This window comes from Saccharopolyspora sp. NPDC045839 (assembly GCF_056431645.1).
Genome location: NZ_JBWKKH010000012.1, coordinates 43,011 through 59,099 on the forward strand (window position 1 = coordinate 43,011; position 16,089 = coordinate 59,099).

The 16,089-nt window shown below is 68.2% G+C and carries 13 protein-coding genes; 6 read left to right on the plus strand and 7 right to left on the minus strand.

Going from position 1 to position 16,089, the window contains the following annotated elements; all coding sequences use genetic code 11:
- Nucleotides 1-147 precede the first annotated feature (147 nt).
- The gene (locus AC07EQ_RS18785) at nucleotides 148-612 is read left to right on the plus strand and encodes a cold-shock protein (protein ID WP_478389192.1); all 465 of its coding nucleotides are present in this window, start codon (nucleotides 148-150) and stop codon (nucleotides 610-612) included.
- A 119-nt stretch (nucleotides 613-731) separates the two neighbouring features.
- Here the strand turns inward: AC07EQ_RS18785 and AC07EQ_RS18790 are convergent, their stop codons facing one another.
- The 4 genes from AC07EQ_RS18790 to AC07EQ_RS18805 form a co-directional block, all read right to left on the minus strand.
- Nucleotides 732-1,331 carry a thioesterase II family protein gene (locus tag AC07EQ_RS18790; protein WP_478389193.1) on the minus strand — a complete coding sequence of 200 codons (600 nt, stop codon included), beginning with the start codon at nucleotides 1,329-1,331 and terminating at the stop codon, nucleotides 732-734.
- A 444-nt stretch (nucleotides 1,332-1,775) separates the two neighbouring features.
- Nucleotides 1,776-2,651, minus strand: a complete 876-nt coding sequence (locus AC07EQ_RS18795) for an arylamine N-acetyltransferase family protein (protein ID WP_478389194.1) — start codon at nucleotides 2,649-2,651, stop codon at nucleotides 1,776-1,778.
- A 34-nt stretch (nucleotides 2,652-2,685) separates the two neighbouring features.
- Entirely contained in the window at nucleotides 2,686-4,107 is a 1,422-nt protein-coding gene (locus AC07EQ_RS18800) for an MFS transporter (RefSeq protein WP_478389195.1), read from the minus strand.
- 18 nt (nucleotides 4,108-4,125) lie between these two features.
- Nucleotides 4,126-4,698, minus strand: coding sequence for an NADPH-dependent FMN reductase (locus tag AC07EQ_RS18805; protein WP_478389196.1), 573 nt, complete (start codon nucleotides 4,696-4,698; stop codon nucleotides 4,126-4,128).
- 124 nt (nucleotides 4,699-4,822) lie between these two features.
- Between AC07EQ_RS18805 and AC07EQ_RS18810 the strand changes: the two genes are divergently transcribed.
- The 3 genes from AC07EQ_RS18810 (at nucleotide 4,823) to AC07EQ_RS18820 (ending at nucleotide 8,821) form a co-directional block, all read left to right on the plus strand.
- A complete protein-coding gene (locus tag AC07EQ_RS18810) occupies nucleotides 4,823-7,942 on the plus strand; it encodes a BTAD domain-containing putative transcriptional regulator (RefSeq protein WP_478389197.1) in 3,120 nt (1,039 codons plus the stop codon).
- Nucleotides 7,943-8,142: 200 nt separating this feature from the next.
- On the plus strand, nucleotides 8,143-8,613 hold the full coding sequence (locus AC07EQ_RS18815; RefSeq protein ID WP_478389198.1) for a UDP binding domain-containing protein: 471 nt from the start codon (nucleotides 8,143-8,145) through the stop codon (nucleotides 8,611-8,613).
- Nucleotides 8,570-8,821 carry a hypothetical protein gene (locus AC07EQ_RS18820; RefSeq protein WP_478389199.1) on the plus strand — a complete coding sequence of 84 codons (252 nt, stop codon included), beginning with the start codon at nucleotides 8,570-8,572 and terminating at the stop codon, nucleotides 8,819-8,821. Before AC07EQ_RS18815 ends, AC07EQ_RS18820 begins: the two co-directional genes overlap by 44 nt.
- A 171-nt stretch (nucleotides 8,822-8,992) precedes the next feature.
- Here AC07EQ_RS18820 and AC07EQ_RS18825 read toward each other — a convergent pair whose 3' ends face one another.
- The 3 genes from AC07EQ_RS18825 to AC07EQ_RS18835 all read right to left on the minus strand — a co-directional run bounded on the left by AC07EQ_RS18825 (nucleotide 8,993) and on the right by AC07EQ_RS18835 (nucleotide 13,135).
- Complete coding sequence (locus tag AC07EQ_RS18825; protein WP_478389200.1) at nucleotides 8,993-9,463, minus strand: GreA/GreB family elongation factor; 471 nt, start codon at nucleotides 9,461-9,463, stop codon at nucleotides 8,993-8,995.
- A 1,171-nt stretch (nucleotides 9,464-10,634) separates the two neighbouring features.
- Nucleotides 10,635-12,119, minus strand: a complete 1,485-nt coding sequence (gene guaD / locus AC07EQ_RS18830) for a guanine deaminase (protein ID WP_478389201.1) — start codon at nucleotides 12,117-12,119, stop codon at nucleotides 10,635-10,637.
- Between the two features lie 560 nt (nucleotides 12,120-12,679).
- Nucleotides 12,680-13,135 (minus strand): GbsR/MarR family transcriptional regulator, encoded by a 456-nt coding sequence (locus AC07EQ_RS18835; RefSeq protein ID WP_478389202.1) that lies wholly within the window; start codon nucleotides 13,133-13,135, stop codon nucleotides 12,680-12,682.
- A gap of 140 nt (nucleotides 13,136-13,275) precedes the next feature.
- Between AC07EQ_RS18835 and AC07EQ_RS18840 the strand changes: the two genes are divergently transcribed.
- The gene (locus tag AC07EQ_RS18840) at nucleotides 13,276-14,460 is read left to right on the plus strand and encodes an FAD-dependent oxidoreductase (protein WP_478389203.1); all 1,185 of its coding nucleotides are present in this window, start codon (nucleotides 13,276-13,278) and stop codon (nucleotides 14,458-14,460) included.
- A gap of 2 nt (nucleotides 14,461-14,462) precedes the next feature.
- Nucleotides 14,463-16,088, plus strand: a complete 1,626-nt coding sequence (locus tag AC07EQ_RS18845) for a CocE/NonD family hydrolase (protein ID WP_478389361.1) — start codon at nucleotides 14,463-14,465, stop codon at nucleotides 16,086-16,088.
- The last annotated feature ends 1 nt before the right edge of the window (nucleotide 16,089 follow it).

Here is a 16,089-nt window from a genome sequence, read left to right on the forward strand (position 1 = left end):
TACCGCGCATAGGAGCACCGGCACGTGACGCGATCACGGGCAATTCAAGATAGCCCGTGATCGCGTTCTCGTTTTTGGTCATCGGGATTGTGGTGGATGTCGCGCGCTGTGGCCTTTGTTTTCCGCGTAGGGGGAGCTATACTTCGGATGTATTTGTTGGCGGTGCGGAAGCGTGCACTAGCGGTTTGCGAGGCTGAAGCGGTGGAAACGGGTAAGATCGTTAAGTACGACGAGACCAGAGGGTTCGGTTTTATCGCGCCGGATACCGGTGGCGAGGACGTATTCCTGCATGCGTCCATTCTGGATGAGGAGCTCAAGCAGAATCTCCGCGGCGGTATGCGGGTCGGGTTCGAGGCGATGCCCGGCACTCAGGGCACCAAGGCAGTGGCTGTGCACCGGCTCGGCGCGGCTTCGCAGGCGGCGGAGGTCGCGGACGAAACCCGCAGCGGTGACGATGAAGAGCTGTGCGACGTTCTGCCGGTGGCCGAGTTCTCCCAGCAGATCACAGATGTGCTGATCGAGACCGCGCCCGGTCTGACGGGTGGGCAGATCCTCCAAGTGCGCAAGCAGCTCGTAGCATTCGCGCAGCGCAACGGCTGGGTGGAAGCCTGACGGCGCGTTGAGAAGTTCGGCATGCCCGGTCGGGGCGCTTTGCGTCCCGACCGGGCATGCCGCGTTGAGCAAAGCGTCGCGACGGCTTGCCGGGGCACTTTCGGTGCTCCGGCAAGCCGTCACCTGCGATCCGCAGAGGATTCAGTGCACGGGTTCGATGGTATGCGTGCGGTCGGCGGAGCTCGTCTCGTGCTGGAGGGGCACGGCTGTCCGGCTGTGTGGCCGATTCCAAGTTCGGACACAAGCCGGGCGACCAGGGCTTCTTGTTCGGTGAGGTAGAAATGCCCGCCGGTGAAGCCTCGGTAGGAATACGTGCCTACCGTTAACTCATTCCAGGCCGAAGCATCGTCCAAGGTCGTGAGCACGTCGCCGTCGGAATGCACCACGGTGACAGGGCAGCTGATCTGCGGCGACGGGTCGCATCGGTAGCGGTTCAGCATCTCGTAGTCCGCGCGCAGTGTCGGCGCCATCATGTTCTTCAGCACTCTGCTGCGGTAGATCGGCTTGGGGATACCACCGATGCTGCAGGAGTGTTCCCACACTCCGTCGTCTGTGACGGGAAGCGGGTCGCGCCGGTGCAGCCGGTGGGGCGCGGTGATGTTCGATACGACCAGTGCGTGCGGGGGAGCGCTTTCGACGTCGGCAAGCCTGCGGGCGACCTCGAAGGCCACCACCGAGCCCATGCTGTGCCCGAAGAGCACCAGCGGCACCGCCGGCAAGGCTTGGGCTGCGCATCGCCGGGAGTGAGGAGAGGAGAGTTGTTGCTATGGGGACCAGCATCGCGACTCGTGTGGACGTTAAGTGGCTACTACACACCAGGAAGCTCTCTGCCTGGTGAGCGTATCGCCACTGGTCGAGAACGTCCGTTCCAGCATCGCCGGACGGAGTGGTGGCTGGGAGGGCCTGTCAGGCCACTCCAAGAAGGGGGAGGCTCCGGGCGTCGTCGCGTTCAAGGGAATCCGAGGTCTTCGGCGCACCGCCGGCCGACCGGTGCTCGAGTGGAAGCAATGGTCGGGGTCAACTCCGCTCCCGCGAACCGAAAACCCCGCCTACTGGTCTGGCCACGTCCACATCGGACCGTGAGCGGTTCGGGGCGCTATAGCACCCCGAACCGCTCACGGCCTGACCTTCAGGCGGGAGTGCCCCGGCCCGGCGGCACCGGGTCAAGGGCGTTGGTCCGCCGGCCACGGCTGCTCGACGAGCTGCGTCGCGTCCGCATCGTCGAGGTCGATGTCGAAGGTCTCGGACAGGATCTCCGGCAGGTCGGCTCGGTCCACGTCGCGGGTTTCACCGGTTCCGTCCGGATACTGGGTGTTCAAGGTGACGCCGTCGAGCAGGTGGTGGACCTCCGGGCGGAATTTCTGGGCGATGGGTCGCGTGGTGAACGGCGAATGGGAGGACGTCGACACGTAGTAGCTGCCGACCTCGTAGTCGATCCGGTACTGCGGGGTCATCGTGAACGTGCGCCGGTTCAGCCAGCCGTTGCGGGAGAAGTGGTGCAGCGCCCCCACCTGCGCGCCGAGTTCGTCCGCGCCGAGTTCGAGCCGGAACCGCCATCCGCCGATGGTGAGTTCGCCATCGCTCGGGGTCAGCTCGATCGGTTCCATCGGGCCCGAGCCGAAGCCGACGTCGCAGAGCCAGGCTCGATCGTCTTCGGCGGTGGTCACGCGCAGCACCGCGTGCGTGGCGGGCAGCGGCCCGTTGTCCGGGCCGATGAAGATCCGCCCGCCCAGGCCGATGACACCGAAGCCGAGCCTTTCCAGCACGGCCGCGAACAACGCGCTGTTCTCGTAGCAGTATCCGCCCCGGCGCTGCCGAACCATCTTGTCCTGCATCGACTTCACGTCCAGCAGCACCGGCCGGCCGAGGACGATCTCCAGGTTCTCGAACGGGATCGTCGTGGTGTGCAGGTAGACCAGCCTGCGCAGCGTCGCCACCGTCGGCGCGCGGTCACCCTCGAAGCCGATCCGGGCCAGGTAGGCGTCCAAGTCCAGGTCCTCACCGCTCCACCGGTAGGACGGATGTGTCGGTGTGCTCATGCTCTCCTCGCCTTCTCTCCCGACCAGGGGGTGTTCAGGCAGCCGCGACCGGTTCGGCTGCTGTGGTGTCGTTGTCCGCGTTGACCGTTCGACGGCTGGGCAGGAGCACCGCGGCGAGCAGACCGAGGAGGGTGAGCGCGGCCGCGACGACGACCGTGGTGCGCAGACCGTCCGCAGTCGCGATCCGCAATGCGTCACCGTCCAGCCCGGCCGAACCGGCGTTCGCGATACCGACGAGCACCGCCAGCCCCACGCCGGTGCCGACCTGCATGGAGGTGTTGGCCAGCCCACCGGCGCTGCCCTGCTCCTGCTCGGCGACACCGGTTCCAGCGGCGGCGAACACCGTCGGGAACACGGTGCCCATCCCCGCGCCGTAGACCAGGATCCCGGTCAGGATCGTCCAGTAGGAGCCATCGGTGACCATCCCCGCGGCCAGCAGCGCACCGCCCACCGCGCCGAGCAGCAGACCGCTGATCAGGGTGGTGCGGATTCCGATCCGGACGATGAGCCGCTCGGCGGTGAAGTTCGCGACCGCGATGACCGCCGAAAGGCTCAGGAAGACCAGTCCGGTGACGAGTGCGCTGTACCGCCACACGTTCTGCAGGAACAGCGTGAGGAAGTAGACGACGTTCTGCATGGTCGCGCCGAACACGAAGATGACGGCGAGCACCGGGGCCAGTTTGCGTGCCAGCCGCAACGGCATGAGCGGGCCGGCACTGCGTGCCTCGATGACCAGGAACGCGGCCAGCAGCACCACCGCCAGCGCGCCACCGCCCAGGACAGGTGCCGAGGTCCACCCGGTTTCCGGTCCCTGCGCCACGGTGAACACCAGCAGGGTGGTGCCCACGGTTCCGGTGAGCGCGCCGGGCACGTCGAAGCGCCCACGGTCGCGAGGACCGTCCGCGCGCAGCACCCGGAACGCCGCCGCCGTTCCGGCGATCACGAGTGGAACGTTGACCAAGAACACCGCCTGCCACCCGAACGCACTGGTCAGCACCCCGCCGAGCAGCGCCCCGAGGCTGAGTCCGCCGGCACCGGCCCCCGCCCACACCGCGAGCGCTCGGATCCGCTGCTTCCCCTCCGCGAACATGGTGTTGACCAGTGACAACGTCGCGGGGAACAGCACTGCCGCGCCGATCCCCTGGAGCGCCCTCGCCGCGATCAGGGCGGTCGTGGTGGTGGCGAATCCGCCCAGCAGCGACGCGGCGCCGAACAGCACCATCCCGAGCACGAACATCCGCCGCCTGCCGAGCAGGTCGGCGGACCGTCCGCCCAGCAGCAGCAGGCCGCCGAAGAAGATGGCGTACGCGCTGACCACCCACTGCATGGAGTGGGCGGAGAAGCCCACGTCGCGGGCGATATCGGGTAAGGCGACGTAGATGATCGTAAAGTCCAGCGAGGTGATCAGGCTGGAGAAGGCCAGCAGGGCCAGGGCTGTCGCCGGTCGTTTCAACATCGGTGCCTCCTTCCGGGCTCAGAACGGGTACGGCTGGGCGATGCGGGCGGCGTGCAGCGCGCGGGCCCACCAGGTGAGCTGGTTGAGCAGCGCCGTCGCGGCGGCACCTGCACCGTCGATGTCCAGCGGCCGGCCGTTGTCGTCGAACTTGTTCCAGCACGAGTGGAAGCTCACCGCGTCGCGGATGGTGACGGCGTGCAGTTCTCCCAACACCTGGCGCAGCTGTTCGGCACCCCGCAAGCCACCTGAGACGCCGCCGTAGGAGACGATGGCGACCGGCTTCGCCTTCCACTCGTCGACGTAGGAATCGATAGCGGTCTTGAGCGAGGCGGGATAGCCGCGGTTGTACTCGGGCGAGACGAAGACGAACGCATCGGCCTGGGCGAGGCGCGGCGCCAAGGCGTCGACGGCGTCGTTGGGGTGGCCCAGGACGTCGGGCAGCCCGGTCTCCGCGAGGTCGATCAGGTCCAGGTCGAGCCCACCGTGCTTGATCGCGTGGTCGTGGAACCACTCGGCCACCGTCGGGCCGAATCGCTGCGCCCGCGTGCTGCCGATGATGATCGCCACGCGCAAGGAGTCCGTCGTCTGCATGGGATTTGCCTTTCCGGCTGTCGTCGTGTGGTCACGACCTTCGCCGGAGCGGCCTACAGCTCTCCTACAGCCGCCCTACCGCGCTCCTTACACGGCGCTCGGGCGGGACCGTATCGTCACGGATATGAGGTTCGGCGTGCTCGGCCCGATGATGGCGTGGACGGATGAGGGTGAGCCGGTCACGATCCCGGCCGGACAGGTGCTGAGGGTGCTCTCCGTTCTCCTCGTCCACCGTGGACGTTCGGTGTCGACCGACCGGCTCATCGACGTGCTGTGGCCGCGGCGGGCGCCCCGTGATGCGCCTGCCGCGCTGCAGGTCAAGGTTTCGCAGCTGCGTGGTGCTCTCGCCGCCGCCGAGCCGAGCGCCCGCACGCTGGTGGTGTCGCGGGCCGCGGGCTACAGCCTGGACGTCCTGGCCGACGCGGTGGACGCCGGCCGGTTCGAGGAGTTGCTCGGGACCGGCGGAGCGGATGCCCGATCTCGGGCCGACGCCCTGAGCACCGCGCTCGGTCTCTGGCGCGGTGCCGCGTTCGCCGAGGTCGCCGACGAGGAGTTCGCTGCGGTCGAAGCGGCCCGGCTGACGGAACTCCGGCTGTCCGCGGTGGAGGCCAGGGCCGAAGCGCTGCTCGAACTGGGCGAACACGCCGAGCTGGTCGGCGAATTGGCGCCCGTGATCGCCGAGCATCCGCTGCGCGAACGATTGCGGGCAGCGCACCTTCGTGCGTTGTACCGCGCCGGGCGGCAGAGCGAGGCGCTTGCCGGCTTCACCGAGTTGCGGGAGCGGCTGCGCACCGAGCTCGGCGTCGATCCGGGCCCCGAGATCGTCGCCGTGCACCAGGCGATCCTCGAGCAGGACCCGCTGATCGCGCCCCGCCCGGCCACCACTCCAACGAACCTGCCCGGCCAGCTGACCGAGCTGATCGGCCGGGCCGAAGCGACGCGCGACGTGTGCGCGCTGGTCGGCGAGCACCGGTTGGTCACCCTCATCGGGCCCGGCGGCGTCGGCAAGACCCGGCTGGGAGTCGAGGCGGCACGCGCCCTGATCGCTGAGCACCCCGACGGCGTGTGGTTCGTCGAGCTGGCCGGGATCGACAAGAGCTCCTCCTCGCACACCGCCATCGTGGACACGGTGCACGCGGTGCTGGGCCTCCGCGACGACGGCCGGTCCAGCGCCGGTCCGGTCGACCAGCTGATCGCCGCGCTGGACGGCAAACGGGTCCTGCTGGTCCTGGACAACTGCGAGCACCTGGTGGCCGAGGTCGCCGAACTGACCGAGCGGCTGTTGCGATCGGTGCCGGGACTGCGCGTGCTGGCGACGAGCCAGGAACCGCTCGGCGTATCCGGTGAAGCCCTGTACGCGGTCGCCGCACTCGAACTGCCGCACTCGCCCGCGGATAGCGGTGCCGAGGCGTTGCCGAAGTTCAGCGCCGTCCGCTTGTTCACCGCCCGAGCCGCCGCCGCGGCTCCCGGCTTCACCATCGATGCCGGAAACGCCGCAGCCGTGGCCGGCATCTGCCGCCGGCTGGACGGGATTCCGCTGGCGCTGGAGCTGGCCGCCGCCCGAGTGCGGGCGCTCGGGGTCCGCGAACTCGCCGCTCGGATGGACGACCGGTTCGAGCTGCTGGTCGCCGGACACCGGGGCGCGCCCCGTCGCCAGCAGACGTTGCGCGCGGTGATCGACTGGAGCTGGGAGCAGCTGACCGAACCGGAACAGGCCGTGCTGAGAAGGCTTTCGGTGCACGCCGACGGTTTCGGGCTGGCCGCGGCCGAGCACATCTGCGCGAGCGAGGAGCTGCCTCGCGGACGAATCCTCGACCTGCTCGCCCGCCTGGTGGACCGGTCGCTCGTCGCGATGACCGACACCGAGGAAGGACCGCGCTACCGGCTGCTGGAGTCGGTCGCGCTGTACTGCTCGGATCGGCTGGTCCAGACCGGCGAGGCCGACCTGGTCCGAGAGGTGCGCAACGAGTACTACACGACCCTCGCCGAACGAGCGCGCGACCGGCTGCGCAGCGCGGACCAGCGGCGGTGGCTCGCGGTGGTGGACACCGAGTACGCGAATCTGCGCTCCGCCGTGGAGGATTCGGTGCGTCGCGGTGATTCCGGCGGTGCGCTCCGCCTCGTCGACGCGCTGGCCTGGTACTGGTTCCTGCGCGGGCGGCTCGCCGACGGTGTCCGGCTGCTCGACGCGGCGCTGAGCACGCCCGGCGATCCCGCCTCGGCCCTGCGGGCGCGGGCCAACGGCTGGCGGTCGGCGCTGATGCTGCTCAGCGGCAGCGATTCGGACCGGACCGCGCTGGTGGATGCCGGGCTGGCCGGATTCGACCGGGTGAACGATCCGGCGGGCCGTGCGTTCACCGAATGGCTGCTGGCGGAGGCATTGCTCGGCGGTGGTGACCAATCGGTCGGCGACACGCTTGCGCATCGCGCCCTGGCCGGATTCCGCACAGCCGGGGATGAATGGGGCATGGCCGCGGCGTCGAGCAGCACCGCCCACCACGCCTTGCTGCGCGGTGATGTTGCGACGATGGAGCGTGACGCGACCGAAAGCGCCAGGATCTTCGCCGATCTCGGTGATCGGTGGGGGCAGCTTCGGGCCGCCGGCCTCCTCGCCCGGCGGGCCGAGGTCATCGGCGACTACGCCGAAGCGGCGCGCCTGCTTCGCGACGGCCTGCGCCGGGCCGAAGAACTCGGGCTGTGGCCGCAGGTGGCCGACATGCTGTCGGGGCTGGGCAGGCTCGCCCTGCTGGCCGGTGATCTGGACCAGGCGCGGCTGCTGCACGAGCGTGCCCGCGATCTCTCGGCCAGCAAGGGCCACGTGACCGGCCGGTTCTTCGCAGAAGCCGGACTCGGCCTCGGTGCCCGACGTGAGGGTCGGCTCGACGACGCCGAAAGGCACATCCGGGTATTGCTGGACTGGAACAGATCAGTGGGCTACGCGCCGGGCATCGCGCACAGCCTCGCTGAGCTGGGCTTCATCGCCGAACTGCGCGGCGATCCGGAACAGGCGCACGAGCTCCACGAAGAAGGCCTGGCAGTGGCCCGGGACACCGGCGACCCCCGCGCGGTCGCCCTCGCGCTGGAAGGGCTCGCCGGAGCCGCCGTCCTCGCCGGGAACGCCGAGCGGGCCCGGCAGCTGTTGGCGGCCGCCGCGGCGGAGCGGGACAGCGCGGGGGCGCCGCTACCTGAGCAGGAACGGGCCGATGTGGACCGCATTTCGGCGGCGATCCGCGCGGCGCGATGACGCGGCCCATTTCTGGAACCCGACAACCGATTCGGGGGATAGGAGGCTCACCGAGAACTCCGAACCTGAACCGGTCGGGAGCGGCGGCGGGATCGGGCCCCGCCGCCGCTCCAGCTCACCGCGGTGGCGAGGAGCGCTCCAATGCCCCCGGGATGCTGCTGGCAGTGTCCCGGGTCAACGAGTCCGTCCCGCACTTCCTCGTGGAGGGCATCGAGCGGCGGATCGGGCCCCTCGTCGGACGCAAGATCGCGGTGCTCGGGCTCGCATTCAAGCGCGACACCGACGACGAACGCGATTCTCTGGCGCACAAGCTGATCAGGTTGCTGGAGCGCGAGCTCGCCGACGTGGCCGTGCACGACCCATTCGTCGCCACACCCACCCTGGGCTTCGAGGAGGCCGTCAGAGACGCCGACGCGGTTGTGGTGGCCGCGAACCACTCGGCGTTCGACGGCCTGGAGCCACTCAAGTCGATCTTCAAGCTGGCCAAGCCAGACTGCGTGGTCGTCGACCCGTGGAACACCTTCGGAATCGCCCAGGACGACATCGCCGACGGGATCGTGACGGCGCTCGAATCGCCGGCCCGGGCTCAGCGAGGACTTCAACATCTCCGCCGCGGAGGAACTGACCGTGTCCGAGATCGCCCGCATCTGCTGGATCGCGGCGGGCAATGATCCGGAGCGCTTCGCCCTCGAGCACGTGCCGTCGTTCGAGGTGGACGTCCAGCGGCGCTGGCCCTCGGTCGAGAAGGCGCGCCGACTCCTCGGCTGGGAAGCGCAGATCAGCGTGCACAGCGGAGTGGCGCAGACAGCGGCATGGCTTCGCACCCGGAGGCCGGACGAAAAAGCAGTCGCCGAAACCTGTCCCAACCAGTATGGATGAGTTGACTTCAGCGCGTTTGGCCATGATGACGTGCGAACGGCGTCGCGCTCTTCGGTCAGCCGCTTCGCCTGCGCGTCTCGCCTGCGACGTCGCACTGCCGAGACCACGGCCGCCGCCTGTTCTGTGCTGGTGGCGTGGTCCCGGGCGTGTGCTGCCGCATTGACCGGGCGTCTACGGACGGTGTTGCCCGTGGGGCACCGCCCGCAGGAGCGTCACTTGTGTTGTGCCGCCGTTGGGAACGTTGTACGTCCGTTGTTCGCCCTGCCTGGCCCCGGCCAGCGCGGCCCCGAGAGGTGACTCGGGCGAGCAGACCGCAAGCCCGTCGAAGTCGGCTCCGTCGCGCGCACCGAGCAGGAACGTTTCGGTCTCGTCGTCGTCGAAACGGACGGTGAGGACCATGCCGGGTTCGGCAACCCCGTCGTCCGGTGGCGCCTCACCGACCACCGCGTTGTGCAGCAACTCCTGGATCTGGCGGATGCGGGCGCGCCGATGCCCCTCATCCACGAATTGGTCGGACTCGTTGTCGACCGTGCCGTCGCCGTCCCCAGAACCGGCAGAACGGTGGGCGAGCAGTTCTACGAGCTCTTCCCGCAGCCGGTCGTGAGCGTTCTGAGTCAGCCAGCGGCGTTGAGTCGTGGTCATGGAATTCTCCTCATTTCGATTGGTCGGTTTGGTCGCGGATCTTTGGTCGCCAGAACGCGTTCGGCGTCGCGGATGTCGCGTTGACCTCACTGTGCGAGGCCGGTGGCGCTAGCCATATCCCGCGCGTGCATCGCAGCGCGTGTCTGCGCTTCGTTGATCGACCCTCCGCGACGCGGAGGAGGTCGGAACACGTCTCAGTGCGGCAGCGTATGCGGGCCTGCAGTGCCGGAATCGGCGGTTCGCTCAGTGGGGTCGCTGATCTTGGTAATACCAGTCTGCGGATTTCCACGAGCCGCAACGCCGCATCGGCTGGGAGAGGGCGGTCACCGTCGGTGGCGTCCAGGCGGTCGCATGGCCGGCCGGACGCGCGCCGATCGAGGACGTGGTCCGCGGACCACGACGGATGGATGTCTGCGATATCGCCATGACCCGCCCTCCGTGGCTCGACACCGCCGCTCCAGACCAATGATGGCCGAGGCTCCGGCCGCGCCCATTGTCGTGAACGAACAAATACTCAATCGATCTTGTCTGTTTCCTCCAGTTGTCAACGCCGGGATATGCTCTTCGGATACTGGTTACGACACCGCCCCGCGACGCTGGAGGGTGCCCAGCGTCCGCTCGAGCACCAGGAACGCGGTCGAGCCGACGCCCACCATGGCAGCGGGTGGCGACCCGATCGCTGCCAGCGCGCTGAGTGCGGGCGAGTCGCGTGAGAAGGAGAACGCGGAGCACCTCGACCTTGCCGAAGAATCTCATCTGTGCAGGTCAAGTCGCATGCTCGCACTCGTGGAGGATGCCGCCGAGGCGAGCTGTCTTGTCCGGATCTGTGATCGGCGTGGGCAATCGATTCAGCGCGGGTGGGCGTTCGCGATGCCACCTCGTCCGGCGGGCGGGAGGGGGAGGGCAGCCATACGTTCCGATATTCCACGATCCGATGGAGATGGATCGCGATCGGTCAGTTCGGGTTGGTTGTGCGTCCTTCTGACTCGACGGGTGGAATTTCGAGGAAGCCGGAATTCTGGGTGATGCCGCAAGTCGTGGTCGCGGCTCGCGGTGAAGCGCGGATGACAGCGCCGAACTCTCTGACACGCAGATGGGCAACTGGTCCGACGCGCCCGAACCTGAACCGGTCGGGAGCGGCGGCGGGATCGGGCCCCGCCGCCGCTCCAGCTCACCGCGGTGGCACCGCGATCTGGTTCGTGTTGCTGTACTTTTCTTGCCCCAGCACATAGGTCGCGCGGACCGCTCTCTCGTCGCCGAGAGTCATCAGCGCGAACAGGCGCTCCTGGAAGTCAGCGGTGACCTCGGTCCGTCTCTTCAGCACCGGCGTGGCCGCCCAGTCGAGGACGACGAAGTCGGCTTCCTTGCCCGTCTGGAAGTTCCCGATGCGGTCCTCGAAGTACAACGCCTCGGCGCCGCCGAGGGTGGCGAGGTAGAAGCCGCGCATGGCGGACAACTTCTGCTGCTGGAGGGCCAGGACCTTGTACGCTTCGTTCAACGTGGCCAGCATCGAGTAGCTGGTGCCGCCCCCGATGTCGGTGCCGAGTCCGACCCGCACGCCGGCGGCGCGCGCGGCGTCGAGATCGAACAGCCCGCTGCCGAGGAAGAGGTTCGAAGTCGGGCAGAACGCGATGGTCGAACCGCTCTGCGACAACCGAGTGCGGTCCTGGTCGTCGATGTAGATGCTGTGCGCGTAGAGCGACCGGTTCCCCAGCATCCCGTATCGGTCGTAGACGTCGATGTAGGAACGGCCGCCGAAGAGTTCTTTGACGGTCTCGACCTCTTCCTTGTTCTCGGCGGCGTGCGTCTGCAACCACAGGTCCGGCATCTCCTGGTAGACCCGACCGACCATCTGCAGCAGGCTTTCGGTCGAGGAGGGCGCGAATCGCGGCGTGATCGAGTAGGTCAGCCGGCCCTTCTGATGCCATCGGCCGATGAGCTCGCGGGTGTCGGCCTCGGCTTGTTCGACGCTGGGATCCTTCAGATCCGGCGGCGCGTAGGGCTCGCGGTCCATGAGGACTTTGCCGGAGAGCATCCGCATCGACCGATTCTCGGCCTCCTCGAAGAACGCGTCCACCGAAGCTTTGTGCACAGTCGGATGCACGGTCGCGGTCGTGGTGCCCGAAGCGAGCAACGTGTCCAGGAAGAGTCCGGAGATCATGCGGGAGTGATCGATGTCGGCGAAGGCCTTCTCCGCGGGGAAGACGTACTTCTCCAGCCACTGCAGCAACTGCTCGCCGTAGCTGGCGATAACGTCCACCTGGCTGGCGTGCAGGTGCGCGTCCACGAAGCCCGGCACGATCAGCTTGCCCCGGTGGTCGATGGGAGTACCGTCGCCGAGTTCCGGCGGCACCTCGCCTTCCGGGCCGACCCACTCGACGCGGCCGTCGGCGCCGACCACCAGTGCGCCCGGATCGAACAGCTGCCAGGCGGCAGGATCCGGCTGCGTGCCGGGGTCACGCAGGAAGTGCAGCACGGTTCCGTAGTAGATGCGCCGTCCCTGCGTCGCTGCTCTCGGGGTCGCGTACGCCACCGATCTGGTCCCCACGCCGAGTACTGCGGGTACCGCCACCGCGCCCACCCCGGCGAGGAAACCCCGGCGCCGCAGCAGGGGAAAAGGAAAATCGCCACTGGAATCCGGCTCTTGGTTCGGCAAGTCCGTTCCCTTCGCTCGATCGTCGTTTCTTTTCGGCGCTCGCGAGTGCATTACGGCACAGCGAATGCCACGGAGGATCCGCGCTGATCGGCGGAACCTGCGTGATCCGACTGCCGGGAAATCGGACACGAGAAATGGCGCCGGGAGATTCGGCGCCGATCGTCATTTTCGGGGCGGTCGCTGACCGCACCGAAACGACGCTTCAACATTTTGTTGCAGACGTGACCTTAGTTGATGAGTGCAACCTTCGTCAAACGTAGTTTTGCATTATCGATGGTGGTCCGAATGCAGTACTCATGTGCTGTCGATCGAACGCAAACTGTCGATTTTCGCGCTGGCACCAAAGGAGTAGTTGGGGTCGGTTCGTTCCGTTGTGCGGCGGCCGCACGCATCGAGATTCCTGCAGTTCGACCGGGATTGGCTTCATTTGACGGGCCTGCTGCTGCCGGTGTTCGTCACTCGCCGCTGCCCGGAGTCGAGCAAGGTCGTCAGCAGAACGCGGGCCTGGCCTGTCTCGGCGAGGCTGGGGCAGGCCTGTTGGTGCTATTGATCGAGGTGGTTCAGCGGGATTCCTGTTGCCAGCGTTGGATGAGTGCCGGGATCTCGCCGAGGACGAACTGGTAGAAGTCTCGCATCTGGGTCAGTCGTCGCTGTGCGGGGCCGGCTTCGGTGGCGGCGATGCCGTCTTCGGCGGCTTCGAGCATGGTTCGCACGACGGTGTTCTGGTGGGAGAACAGCGTGGCCCAGGCGTCGTCGCGCATGCGGTAGTGCTCTCGGCGGCTGCCCAGGGCGGGGACGCGTTCGATGAGTCCCACGGTGATGAGCATCTTCAGCGCCCCGGAGACCGAGCCGGCGCTGACTTGGAGCTCGTCGGCGAGTTGGCCTGCGGTGAGGGCGTTTTCGTTGGTGAACAGGAAGGCGGCGAGCGCCCGGGCGGGCATGCGCTGCATGCCGCTGTGGGTCAGCGCTAGGGCGAGCCGTTCGGCGGTGTGCCTGCTGTCCGGCTGCGTGGGCACCGGCGCCTCCGTGTTTCTGGAGTCTTCAGAAATTTCTGAACATAGGATACCGTGAGTGCATCGCGCCCGGAGTGGTGTCGATGGTGTGCCGGGAAGCCTGGTCGGCGTGACGGAAGAACCCGTGTGGAAAGGGGTCTGTCATGTCGGCTTGCAGGCGTGTGTTGGTCGTGGGCGCCGGGATCGCGGGTTTGGCGACCGCGCTTCGGCTGCGGCGCGATGGCTGGGATGTCGTGGTGGTCGAGCGTGCTGCGGCGTTGCGTGGCGGCGGGTACTTGCTCAACCTCGGTGGTCTTGGGTACGACGCGGCCGAGCGGTTGGGGGTGGTCGAGCAGTTGCGCGCGGCCCAGCCGGAGCCGTTCGAGTTGGTGCACGTCGACTCCTCAGGTCGGCCGCTGGCGAGGATGGATCCGCAGGCGCAGCATGCGCTCTTGGGCGATCGCGCGCTGGCGTTGTTCCGGGGCGATATCGAGCGTGTCCTGCACGAGGCGTTGGACACGGCGGTGGAGTTCCGGTTCGGCACGACCGTCGAGGACATCGATCAGCGCGACGGCGGGGTGGCGGTGCGGTTGAGCGACGGCACTGCGGTCGAGGCGGATCTGGTGGTGGGGGCGGATGGACTGCACTCGCGGGTGCGTTCGCTGATTTCCGGGCCGGAGCTGGACTTTCGCTACGACTTCGGCGACCTGATCGCGATCAAACTGCTCAATGACACGCCAGCGGCGATCGCGCCCGGCACCGGGGTGAGCATGAGCCTGGTGCGGCGGGGCGTGAGCGTCATCAACCCGCGCGACGCCCGGTCGGCTGCGTTCTTCATCTTCCGCAGCCAGCAGCCCGAGTCCGACTTGGCGGCAGGTGCGACCGCGGCGTTGCGCCGCCGCTACGGCGACCTCGGGTGGATCGTGCCCGAGCTGCTGGACGCTGTGGGCGATGGTGACGGGGTGTTCTTCGACCAGGTGAGCCAGATCCGGATGGGCCGGTGGAGTTCCGGCAGGGTGGTGCTGCTGGGCGATTCTGCATGGTGCGTGAGCCTGTTCGCCGGGTACGGCGCCTCGCTGGCTCTTGGCGGCGCGGAGCTGCTGGGCAACGTCTTGGACGCCAACCCGGTTGATGTGCCCCGGGCGCTCCAGCGTTGGGAGGAGCTCCTGCGGCCCGTGGCCGAACGGCGGCGGCGGCAAGGCCAGCGGCTCAAGAGCCTGTTCATCGCCTCGAACAGCACGTCCTTGCGTGCGCGGTCGTTGATGCTCCGGCTGTCCAGCAGCCACGTTGCCACCGGGTTGATGCGCCGTTTCCTCGCCCTGCCCAAAGCGGTCAAGGAGTTCCGGTGACGATGCTCAGTGCTGCCGTGCGGCGGGTTCTCGGGCTTCCTGCGGCACGAGCCGTAGTGCGGGTACAGCGTGATATCGCGGTGCCGATGCCCGATGGGGTGCGGTTGATGGCCGATCGGTACTACCCGGTCGGTGCCGAACGCGCGCCGTTGGTGCTGATTCGCACGCCGTACGGGCGGCGCCAGGCTTATGCCCTGCTGGCACGCGTTATCGCCGGGCAGGGGTATCAGGTGTTCCAGCAGAGCATGCGCGGCACCGCGGACTCCGGGGGCAGGTTCGACGGCTTCTCCATCGATCCCGGCGATGCGCCCGCGACCATGGACTGGTTGCGGGCGCAGCCGTGGTTTCCCGCCGCGATGGCGACCTGGGGGACGAGCTATCTCGGCCATGTGCAATGGGAACTCGCCGGCGTGGAGATCCCGGAGTGGAAAGCGGCGATCATCCAGGACGCGCCGTCGGAGTTCTACCACTCGTTCATGTACCCCGGCGGGGTCTTCGCGTTCGGCAATGCGCTGGGCTGGGTTCAGGTGGTGCACACGATGTTCCGCACCCGCGGCTCTCTGGTGCGCCAGACGCTGAACTCCTTTACCGGCCCCGGAAAACTCCGGCGGGCCGTCATGGTTCCGGGCATCGCAGACGCGGACCGGGCAGCCGTGGGCCGACACGTCCCGTACTTCCAGGAATGGCTGCGCCATCCTGAGCCGGACGAGTACTGGGCGCGCATGGACCACCGCCGCAACGTCAAGCGCATGCCGCCCACCGTGCTGCTCGCCGGCGGCTGGTACGACTTCTTCCTGCCCGGCATGCTCGCCGACTACGCGGCCCTGCGCGAGACCGGTCGGCAGATCCACCTGCTGGTCGGGCCGTGGTCGCATGGGCGGGGCTTGAACTCCCGGAGCTTCCTGCGGGAGACCTTCGCAGTGCTCGACCACGCCCTGCGCGGTGATCGGGAACTTCCGGAGCTGCCGGTGCGCCTCAATGTCACCGGCGCGAACAGGTGGGCCGAGCTCGGCGACTGGCCGCCGCCCGGCAGCGACACCGAACCCTGGTACCTGCACGCCGACGGCGGGCTCGACCCGTATCCGCCCGTCGCCTCCGCGCCGAGCCGATACCGCTACGATCCCGCCGATCCCACGCCGTCGCTCGGCGGCAGCGTGGTGGCCGTCTTCGCGGGGCCGAAGGACAACCGGCGACTGGAAGCGCGACCGGACGTGCTGGCGTTCACCAGCCCGCCGCTGTCGGGGGATCGCGAGATCATCGGGCCGGTCACCGCGGAGATCCATCTCCGCTCCACCAGGCTGCACACCGACGTCTTCGCCCGGCTGTGCGACGTCGCCCCCAATGGCCGCTCCACCAACCTCAGCGACGGCATCGTGCGCCTGGACACCGAGCCGACCGCCGTGGACGGAGTTCGGGTGGCGACGGTCGAGCTGTGGCCGGTCGCGCACCGGTTCCGCCAGGGGCACCGGATTCGCCTGCAGGTCTCCAGCGGTGCCCACCCCCGCTACGCCCGCAACCTCGGCACCGGGGAACCGCTCGGGACCACCATGCACGCCGCCGATCAGGAGATCTTCCACGATCCCGAGCACCCGTCCGTGCTCTTCCTGCAGCACTCGAGCAACCAGTAGG

Excerpts from the sequence above, each read along its gene's own strand:
- AC07EQ_RS18785 (WP_478389192.1), top strand. The coding sequence starts at position 148 with ATGTATTTGTTGGCGGTGCGGAAGCGTGCACTAGCGGTTTGCGAGGCT.
- AC07EQ_RS18795 (WP_478389194.1), bottom strand. The coding sequence starts at position 2,651 with ATGAGCACACCGACACATCCGTCCTACCGGTGGAGCGGTGAGGACCTG.
- AC07EQ_RS18800 (WP_478389195.1), bottom strand. The coding sequence starts at position 4,107 with ATGTTGAAACGACCGGCGACAGCCCTGGCCCTGCTGGCCTTCTCCAGC.
- AC07EQ_RS18805 (WP_478389196.1), bottom strand. The coding sequence starts at position 4,698 with ATGCAGACGACGGACTCCTTGCGCGTGGCGATCATCATCGGCAGCACG.
- AC07EQ_RS18810 (WP_478389197.1), top strand. The coding sequence starts at position 4,823 with ATGAGGTTCGGCGTGCTCGGCCCGATGATGGCGTGGACGGATGAGGGT.
- AC07EQ_RS18825 (WP_478389200.1), bottom strand. The coding sequence starts at position 9,463 with ATGACCACGACTCAACGCCGCTGGCTGACTCAGAACGCTCACGACCGG.
- AC07EQ_RS18840 (WP_478389203.1), top strand. The coding sequence starts at position 13,276 with ATGTCGGCTTGCAGGCGTGTGTTGGTCGTGGGCGCCGGGATCGCGGGT.
- AC07EQ_RS18845 (WP_478389361.1), top strand. The coding sequence starts at position 14,463 with ATGCTCAGTGCTGCCGTGCGGCGGGTTCTCGGGCTTCCTGCGGCACGA.